This window comes from Flavobacterium sp. N502536 (genome assembly GCF_025947345.1).
GTDB lineage: Bacteria > Bacteroidota > Bacteroidia > Flavobacteriales > Flavobacteriaceae > Flavobacterium.
This window is the reverse complement of record NZ_CP110011.1, coordinates 4,133,822-4,150,085: the sequence shown is the minus strand read 5'-3', so window position 1 is coordinate 4,150,085 and position 16,264 is coordinate 4,133,822. Positions and strand designations below refer to the sequence as shown.

15 protein-coding genes and 1 riboswitch are annotated in these 16,264 nt (G+C 36.9%); of the genes, 7 read left to right on the top strand and 8 right to left on the bottom strand.

Annotated elements, in window-relative coordinates:
• Positions 1-22 precede the first annotated feature (22 nt).
• From OLM61_RS17505 to OLM61_RS17490, 4 genes are all read left to right on the top strand, one after another.
• Positions 23-601 (top strand): YdeI/OmpD-associated family protein, encoded by a 579-nt coding sequence (locus OLM61_RS17505; RefSeq protein ID WP_264523890.1) that lies wholly within the window; start codon positions 23-25, stop codon positions 599-601.
• Positions 602-646: 45 nt separating this feature from the next.
• Positions 647-1,081, top strand: coding sequence for an NUDIX hydrolase (locus OLM61_RS17500; RefSeq protein WP_264523889.1), 435 nt, complete (start codon positions 647-649; stop codon positions 1,079-1,081).
• A gap of 105 nt (positions 1,082-1,186) precedes the next feature.
• The gene (locus tag OLM61_RS17495) at positions 1,187-1,606 is read left to right on the top strand and encodes a VOC family protein (protein ID WP_264523888.1); all 420 of its coding nucleotides are present in this window, start codon (positions 1,187-1,189) and stop codon (positions 1,604-1,606) included.
• Positions 1,607-2,255: 649 nt separating this feature from the next.
• The gene (locus tag OLM61_RS17490) at positions 2,256-3,821 is read left to right on the top strand and encodes a serine hydrolase (RefSeq protein ID WP_264523887.1); all 1,566 of its coding nucleotides are present in this window, start codon (positions 2,256-2,258) and stop codon (positions 3,819-3,821) included.
• Positions 3,822-3,900: 79 nt separating this feature from the next.
• Here OLM61_RS17490 and OLM61_RS17485 read toward each other — a convergent pair whose 3' ends face one another.
• Complete coding sequence (locus OLM61_RS17485) at positions 3,901-5,265, bottom strand: hypothetical protein (RefSeq protein WP_264523886.1); 1,365 nt, start codon at positions 5,263-5,265, stop codon at positions 3,901-3,903.
• A 228-nt stretch (positions 5,266-5,493) separates the two neighbouring features.
• Here OLM61_RS17485 and OLM61_RS17480 point away from each other — a divergent pair, with 228 nt between their 5' ends.
• The gene (locus OLM61_RS17480; protein WP_264523885.1) at positions 5,494-6,978 is read left to right on the top strand and encodes an FAD-dependent oxidoreductase; all 1,485 of its coding nucleotides are present in this window, start codon (positions 5,494-5,496) and stop codon (positions 6,976-6,978) included.
• 124 nt (positions 6,979-7,102) lie between these two features.
• Here OLM61_RS17480 and OLM61_RS17475 read toward each other — a convergent pair whose 3' ends face one another.
• From OLM61_RS17475 to OLM61_RS17455, 5 genes are all read right to left on the bottom strand, one after another.
• Positions 7,103-8,050: a DUF4465 domain-containing protein gene (locus OLM61_RS17475; protein ID WP_264523884.1), complete on the bottom strand. Its 948-nt coding sequence runs from the start codon at positions 8,048-8,050 to the stop codon at positions 7,103-7,105.
• A gap of 66 nt (positions 8,051-8,116) precedes the next feature.
• Entirely contained in the window at positions 8,117-8,719 is a 603-nt protein-coding gene (locus OLM61_RS17470; RefSeq protein ID WP_264523883.1) for a hypothetical protein, read from the bottom strand.
• A gap of 125 nt (positions 8,720-8,844) precedes the next feature.
• Positions 8,845-9,354, bottom strand: a complete 510-nt coding sequence (locus OLM61_RS17465) for a hypothetical protein (RefSeq protein ID WP_264523882.1) — start codon at positions 9,352-9,354, stop codon at positions 8,845-8,847.
• 12 nt (positions 9,355-9,366) lie between these two features.
• A complete protein-coding gene (locus OLM61_RS17460; RefSeq protein ID WP_264523881.1) occupies positions 9,367-10,608 on the bottom strand; it encodes a hypothetical protein in 1,242 nt (413 codons plus the stop codon).
• A 43-nt stretch (positions 10,609-10,651) separates the two neighbouring features.
• Positions 10,652-11,941 (bottom strand): cell surface protein, encoded by a 1,290-nt coding sequence (locus OLM61_RS17455; protein ID WP_264523880.1) that lies wholly within the window; start codon positions 11,939-11,941, stop codon positions 10,652-10,654.
• A gap of 384 nt (positions 11,942-12,325) precedes the next feature.
• Positions 12,326-12,528, bottom strand: a riboswitch (cobalamin riboswitch).
• Between the two features lie 370 nt (positions 12,529-12,898).
• Between OLM61_RS17455 and OLM61_RS17450 the strand changes: the two genes are divergently transcribed.
• Positions 12,899-13,315 (top strand): hypothetical protein, encoded by a 417-nt coding sequence (locus OLM61_RS17450; RefSeq protein ID WP_264523879.1) that lies wholly within the window; start codon positions 12,899-12,901, stop codon positions 13,313-13,315.
• Complete coding sequence (locus tag OLM61_RS17445) at positions 13,312-14,382, top strand: hypothetical protein (protein WP_264523878.1); 1,071 nt, start codon at positions 13,312-13,314, stop codon at positions 14,380-14,382. Before OLM61_RS17450 ends, OLM61_RS17445 begins: the two co-directional genes overlap by 4 nt.
• Positions 14,383-14,473: 91 nt before the next feature.
• Here the strand turns inward: OLM61_RS17445 and OLM61_RS20925 are convergent, their stop codons facing one another.
• The gene (locus OLM61_RS20925) at positions 14,474-15,277 is read right to left on the bottom strand and encodes a S26 family signal peptidase (RefSeq protein WP_319800532.1); all 804 of its coding nucleotides are present in this window, start codon (positions 15,275-15,277) and stop codon (positions 14,474-14,476) included.
• Complete coding sequence (gene lepB, locus OLM61_RS20920) at positions 15,211-16,080, bottom strand: signal peptidase I (protein ID WP_319800531.1); 870 nt, start codon at positions 16,078-16,080, stop codon at positions 15,211-15,213. The genes OLM61_RS20925 and lepB overlap by 67 nt, the downstream gene beginning before the upstream one ends.
• Positions 16,081-16,264: the final 184 nt, after the last annotated feature.

Here is a 16,264-nt window from a genome sequence, read left to right as displayed (position 1 = left end):
ATGAATTTTAACAACTGTGCTTATGAATCCAAAAGTTGATTTTTATTTTGAGAATGCCGAGAAATGGCAGGCAGAGCTGCAAGAATTGCGAAAAATCGCTTTGGATTGCCAGTTGACCGAAGAGTTAAAATGGGGTACTGCCTGCTATACCCTTCATAACAGCAATATCGTTTTAATCCATTCTTTTAAGGAGTATTGCGCGTTTCTGTTTTTTAAGGGAGCTTTACTAAAAGATACCGATCAGATTCTAGTACATCAAAGTGAAAATGTGCAGGCCGCGCGACAAATTCGCTTTACAAGTCTTGAAGAGATTATTACTCAAAGATCAATCTTAAAAACCTATATTTATCAGGCTATTGAAGTAGAAAGAGCAGGTTTAAAAGTTAAACTAAAGAAAACTGACGAGTTTAAGATGGCCGAAGAATTTCAAGAGAAGTTAGACGAAAACAAGGCTTTAGAAACTGCTTTTAAAGCTTTAAGTCCGGGTCGTCAACGTGCTTATTTACTGTATTTTTCAGCTCCTAAAAACTCCACAACAAGAGCGTCAAGAGTTGAAAAAGTCATCGATCAGATTCTTGAAGGAAAGGGACTAAAAGACTGATCTCTTTGGGAAAACAACTACTGATGTTGTCGAAAATAAATTGATATGAAGAAAGAAATGTTCTTTTCAGTGAAGACTTTGATTATAAAAAACGATGCTTTTTTAGCTGTTTACAACCTTGTAGAGGGAATTAAAATATGGGATTTACCTGGTGGCAGAATGGAATTTGGAGAGACAGCCGGGGAAACATTGAAAAGAGAAATTAAAGAAGAATTAAATCTCGAGATCAGACCCGTTAAGGTAATCGACACCTGGAATTATAGGCCTACCGACAATTGTCAGATTACAGGGATTATTTACTATAGTGAGCTCCTTACAAATCAAATTAAAATATCAGAGGAACACGACGGCTACGATTGGATTGGTTTTGAACAAGCGGATGCCTTTTTTACAAAAGATTTTCTGTTAGATCAAATACAACTTTGGGATTGGAATTCAATCAGGAATGATAGTGTCAGATTTATTAAATCCGTTGACTAATCTCTGCTTTCCATTTTTTTTGACAGAAGGGATGCTCGAGAAAGGGACTAAATTTTGACTTTACCAAAAGAAATTAGTTTTATCTTAGTATTAAAAACAAATCTTATGGAAGACCAAAAAAATCAAACCGACCACTCCTCTGCTGACCAAACTCCGAAAGTAACCGGAGTTGGAGGTATATTCTTTTTTTCAGACAATCCGAAGGAAACCAGAGAATGGTATGCCAAAAATTTAGGGATTGAAGTCAACGATTGGGGATCTACTTTTGAATCGCGTAAAATAGATGCGCCCGACGTTGTAGAATCACTTCAATGGAGCCCATTTAAAAAAGATGATGCTTATTTTTTGCCTTCCAAAAAAGAGTTTATGATTAATTATCGGGTACAGCATATCGAAGCTCTTGTCGCTCAGCTTAAAGAAAACGGAGTAACTGTACTTGATGATATTGCCACCTACGATTATGGAAAGTTTGTACACATTATGGATACCGAAGGCAATAAAATTGAGCTTTGGGAGCCGTCATAGGGTGTATTAGCCTTCTCAGCACAAATAAACTATTTTTTTTCTCACGAAGATTTAGCAGACTTTTTATGCTGAAATAGTTCTTAGCTATGCGGAAGGAATGTGTTCCTTTTTATTTATCCTTCTCAGCACATAGAAAAATTATGTTTCTATGTGTTTTTTTTTCACGCAGATCTTGCAGATTTAGCAGATTTTTTATGCTGAAATAGTTCTTAGCTATGCGGAAGGAATGTGTTCCTTTTATTTGTCCTTCTCAGCACATAGAAAAACTATGTTTCTATGTGTTTCGTTTTTTTCACACAGATCTCGCAGATTTGGCAGATTTTTTATGCTGAAAATTTTTCTTAGTAATGATATTCGATCGAAGTATCCAATTGCCTCTAGGCTGAAATAGCTTAAAAACTATTTTGACAGACATAGGGGCGTTATAAACATGCAATTCAGTTTCATGAAAAATATCCATTGCATAGCTCTTTGAAAAACCAATCTTCTCAAAATTAAAGAAACTTATAAAAGATGCAGCCAAAGCATTGTTTAGCCCACTAAACAATGCTTTAATTACAAAGATAATTCCTATATTCGTCGACAGGGAAGTTAATTTTTAACACTTCTAACTAACTATCAAAAAATACCCTAACCTTAAAAAAAAATTATGAAAAAAGTAACCCGTCTGTTTACATTAATGCTCTTTATTTGTTACGCTTCTCCCCCTCTCTATTCACAAATTACATCTGAAAAAATCGATCTTTTAATGCAGGATGCTTTAGAGAAATTTAAAGTGGCAGGCGCCTCAATTGCGGTTGTTAAAGACGGGAAAGTAATTCATCAAAAAGGATATGGTGTCGCCTCTATCGAAACCAAAAAAGCCGTAAATGAAAACACCAATTTTCAGATAGCCTCCAACAGTAAAGCTTTCACTACCGCAGCATTGTCAATACTAGAAGACGAAGGCAAATTGAAATGGACGGATAAAGTGAAAGACCATCTTCCAAAATTTAAAATGTATAACGATTATGTTACGGAGAATTTTAACATACAGGATTTACTAACGCATCGCAGCGGACTTGGATTAGGTGTGGGTGATTTGATGTTTTTTCCTGACGGTTCCAATTTTACAATAAATGATGTTCTGACAGGTTTTCAGCATTTTAAACCGGTATCTGCTTTTCGAACTAAGTTTGATTATGACAATTTACTGTATTTAGTAGCAGGCGAATTAATTGCCAAAGTAAGTGGTATGACTTATGAAGATTTTATACAAACACGAATTATTGATCCTTTGCAAATGAGCAATTCTTTTGCACAAAGCGACAGGATAAAAGATAAAAGCAATCTGGCGGTATCACATTCATCAGAATCCGGAACTATAAAACGAATTGATGGATTTGGAGTACAGATAAACGGTGCTGCGGGAGGAATCATTTCAAACGCAGCCGATATGGCAAAATGGATGACTTTATGCCTAAACAAAGGGCAGTATGGAAGTGATTTGAAATCAACATTGTTTTCGGAGAAAAATCACAACGAAATGTGGCGTATCCATACGGTTGAAGAGGTAGATCGTAATCCAAGGTACAATTCGCATTTTAGCGGTTACGGCTTGGGCTGGGGATTAACTGATGTGAAAGGAAATTTAAAAGTATCTCATACAGGAGGTTTACCAGGAATGTTATCCGTTGTGATCATGTATCCGGATCTAAACCTGGGCATCGTGATTTTGACCAACACAGAGAATGGCGGTGGCGGACTTTTTACTGCCGTTAGTAATACTATTTCTGACAGTTATTTAGGACTGGACGATTTTGACTGGACCAATAAATTTGTGGAATGGATGAAACAAGGCAGAAATACCGGAGATGATGTTACCAAGAATGTTTGGGAAAAAGTAAAGTCGGCAAAAAACGTGAAAGTAAAAAACGAAGATTTTATTGGTGTTTACGCTGACAATTGGTTTGGAGAAATCGAAGTATTTGAAAAAAACAAGCAGTTATGGTTCAGATCCTATCGCTCACCAAAGTTAAACGGTCCTATGGCTTTTTACAACGCTAATACATTTGCTATAAAATGGGAATATCAGGCAATGAATTGTGATGCTTTTGCCATGTTTTCATTAGATGAAACCGGTAAAGCACAATCCATTAAAATGAAAGGCATCTCGCCTAATATTGATTTCAGTTTTGATTTTCAGGATCTGGATCTAAAAAGAGTGAACAAGTAAATTCCTTTTTTTACCGCAAAAGTTGATACAAAGTCCGCAAAGTTTAAGAGAAAGCTTTGCGGACTTTATGTTTTCTTATCTAATCAAGCAGCGCTTTTAACGTAGAATCTTTTTGATTGATGATGAACAGTTGGCTTTTATCTTCTAATAAAATTTTATACTTAAATTCTTTAGCAGCATTAAACTTCCAGTTTTTCAGCTCCTTAAAACTACTCTTGATTAGTTTTAGATGTTCAGCATTATTTTTCGATACAATGATCATTTTGGTAAGGTTTGATTTTTGCATCTTTTCAAGTGCATTTATGCTTATTTCGGTTTCATCCTCTGATCTGGAACGGTAACGGTACTTTTGTTTGATGACATCAAAATCTTTTTCATTTTCAGAAATAACATATCTGTAAGCCATAAGGTTATCCATCTCATCGATCCAGTTTGGAAATTTTGTTTCATAAATTTCAATATAACGATCGATAAAGTTTCCGTCTATTGCTTTCTTTTGAGAAAGATACTCGTTAAGCATGGGGTAAATTTCCTTTGCCATAAGATTGATGTATTTTTTGTTGTACCAATCACCGCTATCTGCTTTTCCGTTCAGTTTTTCATATACATAACCATTAGCTAAGGAAGTTGCCAGCGCCTCATTGAGTAAATGATAGGCATAATTGCTGCATTTTGATTTACTTTCTTTAAAACTCTTGTCAATAGTTTTTTTAAGCTCCAAGGACTGTTCGTTGTAAATAATATGATACGTTTCATGCAGCATTACACTAAAAAGATCCTTGTAATCTGTTAAATCGGTCTGAATGGCACTGATAAAATTGTTATCAAACGACTGTGCTGTAAAGCCTTTGGAATTGGGCAACGGATAAAATGCGATTTCAAAGGGAATTGTAGCGTCCCAACTCGAATTATAGAAAACCAAACCTGTTTCAAAATACTTCTCCATGTCATTTTCGTTGGCATATCTGGTGATTTCAACAAGCTGTTTCTCGAATTTTTCTTTATTGGGATTGTATATCAGTTCGTTGTAAACTGGAGTAAAAACAGCAATGATGCTGGTAAGATCGTTCAGTGTTTTGTTTGTGACAATTCCGATAGAGCGTATTTTAAAGTCTTTCAGATTCTGCGTCTCAATTAAGTTTTTTCTCAAAAAATCAATGGATTGCATTGGCTTTTTAGAACCTTCCGGAAATTCCTCAAATTTGTAACTGTAGTCTAATGCCAGCTGGTCAAACGCTGTTACTAATTTCTGAAACTCTTCCGTATTGTATTTTGATTTTTGAAATTCCGTTTTAAAAACATTATCCGGATAGTTCTCAGATAAATTCTGAAGAAAAACAAAAACAGCCAATTGTTCGGAATACTTAATATTAAATGCTGGTTTTTGAGCAAAGGATAAATGTGTTACCGCGCACAGCATCAAGACTAAAACTTTGATTTTCATTGTAATTTTTATCATTTATGAATTAAGATTGGTTTAGATTAGCATTAGAAGTAACAAAATAACCCGGTAACAAATACCTACACCCTACATAAAAATCAACTCGCTTGATACAATCCTTAATAACTCTTATAAACCGTTTTTAGTATCTAAAGCCCAATCATTTTGCACTGGCCATCTTTTGTCTTAAATTTGTACCCTTGCTACCCGCATAGCAAAGTTCTTCTATTAATGAAGAATATAAATCAAGTGAAAAAAGTGAAAGTGAATACGGTAGAAAATACAGCAGGAAACTGGACGATTTGTCCGGAATGTCTGGGACGCGGCAAAAAAAGCCAAAGGCTCAGCAAAAAAGTACGACTCCGTTATCAGATCGCACTTGAGGAATTTGAAAAAGCAGCGGGCTCAGGAACTCCCCCGCCTCGTCCTAAAGCGCATCTTAACAGCTGCAACAACTGTAACGGGTCGGGATTGGTTCCTTCTGTCACCCCTACAGTTGTGGATACCGAAAACTATCCGCATGTTGCGATTATTGGTGCCGGTATTGGAGGTGTAGCCCTGGCTGTCGCCTGCCTGCACCGTGGGATTCCTTTTACACTATACGAGCGCGATACCAACTTTGACGCCCGATCACAAGGCTATGGGCTTACTTTACAGCAGGCCAGTAAAGCAATCGAAGGTTTTGGTATTTTTTCTTTGGAAGAAAAAGTGATTTCAACAAGACATTTGGTGCATACTACAGAAGGAAAAGTAATTGGCGAATGGGGAATCCGAAAATGGATTCCATCCGATACAAAAACAGCTCCAAAACGAACCAATATGCACATTGCCCGACAATATTTGCGCTCGGCACTACTAAAACAATTAGGCGAACATGCGGTGGTACAATGGGGACATCAACTAATCGATTTTAAGGAATCTGATGATCAAAAGGTTACTTTGAAATTTGAAGTAGATGGTAAAATAAAAAACGCTACAGCCGATTTAGTGGTTGGAGCCGATGGTATTCGAAGTTCAGTACGAAAACTATTGATTGGTGATGAAATTACTCCTTTGCGTTATTTGGGATGTATTGTAATATTGGGGATTTGTCCTTTGTCTGCTCTTGAAGGTCTTGACAGTTCTTTACTGGATTCGGCAACTGTGTTTCAAACTGCCAATGGCAATGAACGCATTTATATGATGCCTTACTCTTCTGATGCTGTAATGTGGCAGCTGAGCTTTCCAATGTCAGAAGAAGAAGCCAAAGCGCTTAGTGCTCAGGGACCACAGGCATTAAAAGAAGAAGCATGCCGCAGAACACAATGGCATACTCCTATTCCTGAAATATTATCGGCAACTTTGTCCACTCAAATTTCCGGTTATCCGGTGTACGATCGCGAGTTGCTTCATTCCGAATTATTGTCTAAAAACGGGCAAGCGACTTTAATAGGCGATGCAGCCCACCCTATGAGTCCTTTTAAAGGTCAGGGGGCAAATCAGGCCTTACTGGATGCACTTTCTTTGGCACGTGGAATCGTAAAAGGATGCCGACCGTTATCGCAGTGGAGAAAAAGTGGAATACGGGAAAGTGTGCTTACGGAATATGAATCGGAAATGTTGAAGCGAAGCGCTAAAAAGGTAAAAGATTCTGCTGATGCAGCGGAGTTCCTGCATTCGGAAATAGTGCTTCATGAAGGCGATGAACCAAGAGGAAGGTGTTTAAAGAAAAAATAAGTGATGATCGTTTATTGATTTTTTTTCTCGCAGATTTTGTGGATCTGGCAGATTTTTATTTACCGCATATATACAAAAAGGAACCATCGAAAAATGGCTCCTTTTTTTTAACTGATGTGTTTGTTTATTGAATTCTTTTTACAGACAGTTTATCCAAACAGAAATAAGCCGCAGTATTCATTCCGTAAACCGGGTGTGAATCTGTTGAAGCCATTTGGAAAACAAGGTATTTTACATCTCCTAAACCTTGAAGTGCTGTAGTGTTTACATTGATCCATCCTGTTGGCATTACCAAAGAACCTCCTGTGTAATCTGCCAATGATTGTGTGATTGGAGCGCTAATTGTTCCGCTGGCATCTACACCGTAGATCAACAATTCGAAATGATCTCCTGAAGAAAATGCCTGAGCAAAACCGTCTCCGTATAAACAGCCGTAATATGGCCACGGATGATTGTTGATTTTAAGTCCTTTTATCTGATACAATCCTGTGTTTCCAATTTTAATCCAGTTAGAGAAACCTGCTTCTGTAAAAGTAGTTCCCTGTGGATTTTTTGGGTCGGTGTAGCTTGACCAATACGCTACAATATAGGGATCTCCTGTTGTTCCCGGAGTTCCAGCAGCAATGGTCGATGAAGTACCAAAACCACTTCCTGCCATAGTTCCCCACTGATTGGCAACCCATCCGTTAGATCCGCCAGAACCTGCTCCTGAACCATAATTTGTAATATCATTTACATTTGATACAATAAAACCGTCCCAGTAGTTGTAACCTGATGATGTTCCGCTATGTGAAAATTTAAATATGTCAACTGTTAAATTGGTATTTGCCACATAGGTATTTTGCCAATACTTCCCTCCTGTTGTTGATGTTCCGCTAGTCAACAAAGAACTGGTCAGGTTAAGCGTAGAAGTTGTTCCTATCGAAGGATCGGTCACTGCACTTTTAGAAGTTGAGCCTGAGCTTTTTACTGCTGCGTTGCCGTTTTCGTTGTTTGAAAGGTTTTCTTCATTGCTACAAGACGAAAGTCCCAGCATCAAACCTACTGTCAAAAAATAAAGTACTTTTTTCATTATTTATAAAATTTAGGATTAATATACTTGGTTAATTAATAAAACAGTGTTATTCAAACTTTTTGATTATTTGCCAGTAGCAAAATTTAAATCTTCAGCTTGTTTGAAAGAATTCGTTACCAGGTCTAACGCCCCGATCTCTGTGAATGTAGGTACATATACTTTTACGAAGTCTATTCCCGGCAGTTGTACTTTAACGCCATTGCTGTCTACAGCCCAGCTGATATCTATAGAAGGATCTTTGATACCACCGTAACCCCATTCAAAAGTCCCTACATTGAAGGCTGTACCTTCTCCGTCACTTATGTCTTTTGTTGGTAAATTGATTTTTGTTCCTTTCAGTGTATAAGAATCTCCAAGCCATTGCGGGTAATAGTTGTAACGTCTCCATTTTTTTGTCCTGGTAATAAAACCAGTCTCCTTTTTATTATTGGTCCATTTAAGATATTCCTTGTCAAACTGCCAATCCGATTTTCCTGCTACAGCAGTTTTGTTGACATCTGGCTTGTAATACGTAATCTCGTAATTTTTTACTGTAGACGATTTATAATACTCACTTCCTGCTATTTCATACCACTCATTGTCTTCCGCAATGCCATTTTTATTTGCATCGTACGCAACAGCGATACTTACAGGAGAGAATTTTGAAACGTTAGAGATCGCGTTCATCTGAACTGTAAAATCTCTTTTGCCATAAGCATTAATTACTGTATGGTCAAATTTTGTTACGATATACCCTCCAAAAGTCCCCAGATCAACCAGATTTCCGTCGGCAAGATTGGTTTGTGCATTCTCTATCGCTTCTGCTTTTGTTGCAAATTCAAAGCTGTCATTATTGTAATGCGGAGCCGGTACATAATCGATAATCGAAAAGGCTTTTGACGTATAGACTTCCCCGTTTCGGCAACGGTTACTTTTGTCGATGCCTGTTTTACTACTTTGTTCAGGGTTACCGTAAGATCTACAGCATAACTCAAAGCTTTTGGTGCTATAAATTTTAAAGTCTTAGTATCGCCAATAACAGAGTCTTTAGCAACACCGTCTTTTCCTGTTACTTTTACAGTCCATTTGTACTGTGCAGCGGCACCGTTGGCATTCTCAATAACCACCTCCGGGTCAATAGCTACCACATTGTATCGTTCTGTCTTAAAATCGGCTTGCAGTTTTAAAGTAAGTGACGGATCTTTAACCGGTTCGGGTTTAGGTTCTTCTACTACAGGATCCGGTTTTGCATCATCGCTACTACAATTGTAAAAAACGCTAATGGCCATTAGGCATAAAGTATATTTGATAAACTTTTTCATATTCTTATTCTCTTACTTTTTTAGATTGTATTTTTTTATGATCTGAAGATCGGCAGCTCCCGAAAATCGGGTAGCCATTGACGATTGCTGGTGGCAAAGTCCCATTGGCTCACTCACACAGTTCACCACTTTTATAAAATGAATTCCCGGAAGATTGGCTTTGTTGCCGTTTTTATCAACCGCCCAGTCAATATCAATATCCGGATTTTTAGCATTGACATACCCCCATTCCGGAGCATCGAAATTCCACAAAGTAGTTTGTCCGGGGCGTACTGCCGCGAAATTTACATTCAACTTTGTTCCTTCATAAACAGCGGTAGTTTGCGTTACCCAGGCAGGATAGTATTCTTTTTTAGTTTTTGATCTTGGCAAAAAGTAAGTCTGGGACTGGTTGTTCTCACAATAAAGGTGCTCACGATCTAAAAAGGGATCATTTGGTCCGCTTACCACAACTTTTTTGCCTGCTGCTGGTTTCTGATAGGTTATTTTAAAATTCTTAATGGTATTTTCTTTGGCGTGCTGACTTCCTATAATCTCGTACCATTCGTCATCATCCGGTTTCCCGTTTGCATTTTTGTCATAGGCTACATAAATTAATCCGGGAGCCGGTGGATTGGCTTTATCGGTCAAATCTGCCCCGTAAACTCTGAAATCTTTCTTTCCGGGAATATTAATCACCATATGATCAAATCCAACAGCGATCGAGCCTCCAAAGCCTCCCAAGTCAATTGGATATCCTACACTGGTTTCATTTATCCTTCCCAATGCTAACTTCATAACATCAGCTTTCGCAAATCCGTCTTTGTACAAATCATTGGCAAACATACCCGGTGCCGGGCTAAAATCGAAAATGCTTGTGATGTACGGATTGTAATTCTGAGCTTCATTTATTACATTCACGGTAGTCGCACTTGTTCCTTTTTTATCTCCTTCGGTAACATTTAACGTTAGTTCATAAGCTCCCGGATACAGGGCAATAAATCGCAAATCTTTGGCAGTCCCTACTACAGAATCTTTGGTTTGGTTGTAAGGATTTTTTTTAAGTACCCACTCATAACTAGGGTTAGTCGTTTCGGCAGAAGCGGTAATATTCAAAACATTAAAGGTAGCTACTTCAAATTTCCCCTGAAGTTTTACTGCTATTGGTATAACTAGTCCTTCTCCTGAGTTGGCATCATTTTTATCGTCATCGCTGCATGCGGTAAATACCGATGCCAAAGCAAATAATAATAAATGGGCAAAGTTTTTTTTCATAATTCTGGTATAATAATTTAGTTTAATACATTTTTGATTGGCGTTATCGCGTTGGAATACTTTCTCCTGACAGGTGCAAATCGGTTGCTCCCATGATTTCAGTCGAAGTTTCTCCCAGCCACCCCGCCTGCTGATTAAGACCGTTGTATACTTTAACAAAATCGATCCCCGGAAGCATTACTTTGTTTCCGTTTTTATCTATAGCCCAGTTGATGTCTATGGCTGAATCGTCATCGCCGTTTGGAGCATTATCAGCATATCCGTATAAAAAGGCATATTGCACAAAGTAACTTCCGGTTCCGCTTTCATCCACTGCATTATCCGGCAACCTTGTTCCTTTAAAAGTAATAGAAGCCTGATCTCTAAGCCATTTTGGCCAGTAATCTAAAGAATGATTGTAAGCGTTATTTTGTATCAGATAACCGCTTTTACCCTGATTGTCTTTCCAATAAATGTATTCCATATCAACAAAACCTACCGTACCTGTAGTTCCTCCCGGTACCGGTTTTTTGTTTGGATCTGGACGATAATACGTAATTTCATAATGCTGAATCGTTTTAGGTATTTTATGCCCGCCTCCTTCTATTTCGTACCATTCATCGTCCGGAAGTCCGTTTTTATTTTTATCGTAAGCCACCATTATAACCCCTGCCTCACTGCTTCCGCCTCGCATTGTACTGTTCGAATTAGGATTGGCTTCTGCCCAAAATGCATTGCCCAGCACTCTAAAATCGCGTTTGCCTTTGACGTTAACAATAGTATGATCAAACCCAAAAACAATATAACCTCCAAAGGCTCCAAGCGAAACCAGGTCTCCATTTTTCTTAGCCAGATAGGTATTGGCTCTTGATAAAATTCTTTCGGCAGTATCCCCGTCATTGGCAGCCGGTAGATCATTTATAAACTGTCCCGGAGCGGGTCTAAACTCAAATACCTTTGCGATATAGGTTTTATACTCCTTCGTTTCTTTTGTTACTGTAATAACTGCTTTTTGTGTTTGTATACTCCCTTTGTTATTTACCGCTACTGTTAATTCATAAACCCCGCTTTCTGCTGCTGCAAACAGCACTTCTTTTTCTGTAGTATTAGTTAGAGCATAGTTTTCTGATGTCGCTTTTGTAACACTCCAACTGTAGGTAGCTTCTGTAGCTGTATTGATAGTAGAATTTATAGCCAAGATTGCAAATCGCTGCGTGTTAAGAGCCAAATCAGAGCTTACCGGTGGCGGATTGTTATCCTCTTTGGCAGCATTATCCTCAGAACAGTTGCTTAAGCAGAGTGCCAGAATACAAAAGAATAAGAACCGGAAATATTGGGAAGTGTTGTAAAACATGTGGTATTATTTAAGTTGGGAGTTGATAAGGCAATTAAAATTGAAGTAATTGCAATGAGGTTTTCATTTTTAATCTTCAACCGGATGCCGTACCGAATGCATCCCATAGTTTTACGAAAGAGCATTGTGCCAGGATTGATTTTTTATAACATTCACTTTCCGGGCGAAATGCTTTTAAAATGGGAGAACAACGATGTAATACTCGCGACTGAAGTAAAGTAGAAACAAATGCAACAATAAATAAGAGTCCTTTTTCTGTATTATACATCACTAAATGAATTAAGTAAACTCCGGGATGTAATAATTAAAAAAGCAATAAGAGAGAATCCCGTCATAAAAAATGACAGGTCTGTTTATTGTTGTTCAACTTTATTCCACGAAAGTCTTAAACTATGTGATTGTGGCAGGTCTCCTGACTTGTTCCATCTTTAAAACAACCTTCTCATCCGCCGCGGCGAACAATGGCATGAGTAACGTTTAAAGACTTGAATAGAACTTACAGTAGCGGGTCTGTTCAGGATTTGCACCTGATTCCCTTTTAACTGTTTTTTCTTAAGAAAAAACAGACCAAAATCTGGCGCAAATATATAACTATCTTTTACAATAGAGTAATTCTAAATAAAAAATTCCAAATCTCAAATTCCAAGTTTCAAATTCCAAGTTTCAAATTCCAAGTTTCAAGTTTCAAATACGGCTCACAACATTACCGGGATTTAGAATTTATGAGTCACTCCAAAATCACAGCTTTAAAAATGAGGATTTTTCTTATTCTTTTTCTTAGCATTTCCCGTTTAAATCGCGTAGTTGTACGCTAAAATCAGCAGTGTCAAATCCCTATTTTTATACCAGAATTCAGGATCCTTTCACGATTCTAAACCATACCGAAAAACTTAAATCTAAAAATGAATTATAACCAAAACAGCCGAAAAAAATAGGCAGTGCTTAATTTTTTATATTATGAAAAAAATATTTCAATCTAATGGATATCCAGAAATAAAACTAGAATCGTCTATTCTGAACAACTTTGGTTTTATACCGCTTTATACTGAAGTTTTTCTGGATTTGCAAAATGGCAGGAACGAAGACAAACCTATCTTTACTACTCCAAAATATTTAACTGACGCTTCCATTCCTTTAACACCGGGCTTTCAACATCATGGCGGACTACTCTTTTTTGAGCATTATTTGTCTTATGAAGCCATGGATGGAGGACTTGAACAAGCAAAGACGGCCGCAAAAAAACTTTTGTTTAACTACACCATCATCAACAACTGTGATGGCAAAGACAATAAATTTAAAGGAATTGACCTTGGCCCAACTTTTATAGAAAGTAGAAAAATTGTTTTTTTCGTTACTTTAATCGATATCGTATGAGAACATTACACCTACTCGCATTGCTAGTCACCTCTTCTGTTCTGGCCCAATCGTATGACAAGACTGATTTAAAAAAAGTAGAATTACTTAACTCGTCTGCTTTGTCTCTATTAGATAATTCTGCAGCCATTATCACGTCGAATCCAAATGTTAAAGAATTCAATATTAATACAGAAAGCCTTGAAAGTATCTCGTTTGACGGGAATTTATTTTCAGCGAATATGAAAGGTCTTGAATACTATGGCTTAGGAAGCGGAACAGATAACATCAAGTCTTTTACGATGCAAAAAATACAAATGCCAACCGTTTCGGGAGCATACAATAAAAATGATTCAATTTCTAAAGTAGCCATCGGAATTAAGTTTAATGTTTTTACGCTGTATAATTCCTCATCTGAAGACATGAGAAAAAAATATAGTTCAATGCGGGCGGACATGCAAGATTTGAGTGCGATGGCTCGTGCCCAGTTACAGCAGGAAGGTTACGTAAGGGACACAACAGGAAACTACTATACGCGTTATGCACAAGTATTAAGGGAATTAACTGAAAAAGAGACCACAAACAAAGAAGTTGCAGCAAAAAATTTCGCAGACATTCTAAAAGCGCCCTTACTAACATTAGACATAGCATCGGCTTACAGCATGTTAATGCCTGCTAAAGATTTCAACAAGTCCCAATCTGGCCGCTTTGGTGCGTGGTCTACACTTACCTTTACAATAGGCAAAGGAGACCAATCTTTAAAACTATATGGTTTTTGCAGATACATACAGGATAATACGGACTACGATGCAAAAAACAACCGATTCACCAACCATACTAACTTTTTTGACGTAGGATCAAAAGCACAGTTTGACTGGAACAAAATCGCTGTAGGCTATGAATATATCAAACGAAATGGAGAGGGCAAAAATTACAGATCAGTTGGTTTTGTTCAATATAAAGTATCTGATAACCTTTATGTAACGGGTGGATTTGGAAAGAATTTTGAATCTGCCTTAAATGATGAATCTGTTTCTTTGTTTGGCATCAGATGGGGAATTAATACTAACGATAGCCGCGACTGGTAAAACAATAATTAAATTCCAAACTGTAAATTCCAAATTCCAATACTTCTTAATCGAGCACTGGAATTTGGAATTTGAGATTTGGAATTTGAATCTACACTTTTTTTCGTTTCTTTAATACATTGCTTACGATCATATAAATTGCAACTAACGCTAAAAAATGCAGTAAATAAGACTTAGATTCTCCTTTTTCATTTACAAAAGAAAAAACACGATTCCATCTTACCTTGTTGAATCCTTTTCCGTCTTTATCCCAACTGAACCAGATAAATACGGGTTTACCAACTACATGATCAAAAGGAACAAATCCCCAAAATCTTGCGTCTAAAGAGTTTTGACGATTATCTCCCATCATCCAATAATAATCTTGTCTAAAAGTATAGGTTGTACTTATTTTTCTATTGATTAGAATCTGATTACCAATAACTTTTAAACTGTTGTGTTCGTATTCTTCAATAACTCGTTTATAAAATGGAAGTGTTTTACTATTCAATTCTATAGTTTTTCCTTTTTTGGGAATGTAAATAGGTCCAAAATTGTCTATGTTCCAACCCAAAGAAAGATCCTGAGGAAACACGCCTTCCCCTTCTCCTTTTGCCATTAAATGTTTCTTAACTCCTTTTACAACCGGATTACGGGCTATTAATGCAGCTTCTTCATTTGTCAATGTCAGGAAATATTGTCCAGTATCGGTTAAGGCAAAATTCCCATTTCCATACTTCATGCCTTCTCTGGCTCCATAATGATTTACAAGGACATCTTGGTTAATTGGTTGTCCTTTGGTATCAATTAAAAAGTTATACTGAACTTTAGCACTTTGCGGCAGTTTTTCTATTTTACCATTGATATAAACATCCCCTTCGCGAATTTCCAGAAAGTCCCCGGCATTCCGACGCATCGTTTTATCAAATTTGTTTTTTTATCTATTGGTTTGTAATAATTTCTATCCGGATGAAAATTATCCATGTCACGCAACGTATCAGCAGGCTGATTAAAAACTACAATTTCATTGCGTTTGATCTTTTCTAGTGCAGGAAATCTAAAATAGGGTAATTGAAATTTGTTTAGTATTGACGTTCCTTTTTTAGTAAAATCATCGCTAAATAAATATGATTTTGTACCCAAAAAAGGAATTGAATCATGTACCATGGGCAATGCAACCGAAGTCATTGGCGTTCTTGCTCCATAGTTAAGCTTACTAACAAATAAAAAATCTCCGATGTACAATGTTTTCTCCAATGATGAAGATGGAATGGTAAATGGCTGTATAAGATAAGTATGCACCAATGTTGCTATAATAACAGCAAATAAAAGAGATCGTACAGTATCTTCTGCTTTGGTTTTTGGCCCCAAATCTCTGTTTTCAACATAGGTTAGATCCTTAGAAAAATAATTTAAAAAAGTGATATAAAACCCTAATGTTAGTACAACCAATACAACATCTCGCGTAGTATCTTTCCTAAAACTTCTAATAGTTTCGATCCAAACTACGGGAATCATTAAAAGATTGATAATAGGAACAAAAAGCATCAAAATCCACCAAACAGGGCGATGTATAATTTTCAATAGAATTACTAAATTATAAATTGGTATAAAGGATTCTACCGCTCTTCTCCCCGCTTTTACATAAAACCTCCAGGTAGACACACCATGAATAATTTGCATAATTAAAATAAAAAAGAGCCATTCTAATACATTCATACTTTTGATTTTTAGTTGTTTTTTATACTTTTTTTGAGGGCTAATTGGGCTTATAGGTACTGAGAAGCAACCTGTTAATTAATTTATATTTTTAACAAATAAAACTACAATTAACATCAAGCGACCTATGATACTAGTAGTATTTGTAGTGTTTTAATTAATTTGTTACAAATCATTCAATAAA

Coding starts and splice junctions, on each gene's coding strand:
- OLM61_RS17480 (WP_264523885.1), top strand. CDS start 5,494: ATGAAGAATATAAATCAAGTGAAAAAAGTGAAAGTGAATACGGTAGAA.
- OLM61_RS17465 (WP_264523882.1), bottom strand. CDS start 9,354: ATGAAAAAGTTTATCAAATATACTTTATGCCTAATGGCCATTAGCGTT.
- OLM61_RS17500 (WP_264523889.1), top strand. CDS start 647: ATGAAGAAAGAAATGTTCTTTTCAGTGAAGACTTTGATTATAAAAAAC.
- lepB (WP_319800531.1), bottom strand. CDS start 16,080: ATGAATGTATTAGAATGGCTCTTTTTTATTTTAATTATGCAAATTATT.
- OLM61_RS17460 (WP_264523881.1), bottom strand. CDS start 10,608: ATGAAAAAAAACTTTGCCCATTTATTATTATTTGCTTTGGCATCGGTA.
- OLM61_RS17455 (WP_264523880.1), bottom strand. CDS start 11,941: ATGTTTTACAACACTTCCCAATATTTCCGGTTCTTATTCTTTTGTATT.
- OLM61_RS17445 (WP_264523878.1), top strand. CDS start 13,312: ATGAGAACATTACACCTACTCGCATTGCTAGTCACCTCTTCTGTTCTG.
- OLM61_RS17495 (WP_264523888.1), top strand. CDS start 1,187: ATGGAAGACCAAAAAAATCAAACCGACCACTCCTCTGCTGACCAAACT.
- OLM61_RS17475 (WP_264523884.1), bottom strand. CDS start 8,050: ATGAAAAAAGTACTTTATTTTTTGACAGTAGGTTTGATGCTGGGACTT.
- OLM61_RS17470 (WP_264523883.1), bottom strand. CDS start 8,719: ATGAACGCGATCTCTAACGTTTCAAAATTCTCTCCTGTAAGTATCGCT.
- OLM61_RS17485 (WP_264523886.1), bottom strand. CDS start 5,265: ATGAAAATCAAAGTTTTAGTCTTGATGCTGTGCGCGGTAACACATTTA.
- OLM61_RS17450 (WP_264523879.1), top strand. CDS start 12,899: ATGAAAAAAATATTTCAATCTAATGGATATCCAGAAATAAAACTAGAA.
- OLM61_RS17505 (WP_264523890.1), top strand. CDS start 23: ATGAATCCAAAAGTTGATTTTTATTTTGAGAATGCCGAGAAATGGCAG.
- OLM61_RS20925 (WP_319800532.1), bottom strand. CDS start 15,277: ATGCGTCGGAATGCCGGGGACTTTCTGGAAATTCGCGAAGGGGATGTT.
- OLM61_RS17490 (WP_264523887.1), top strand. CDS start 2,256: ATGAAAAAAGTAACCCGTCTGTTTACATTAATGCTCTTTATTTGTTAC.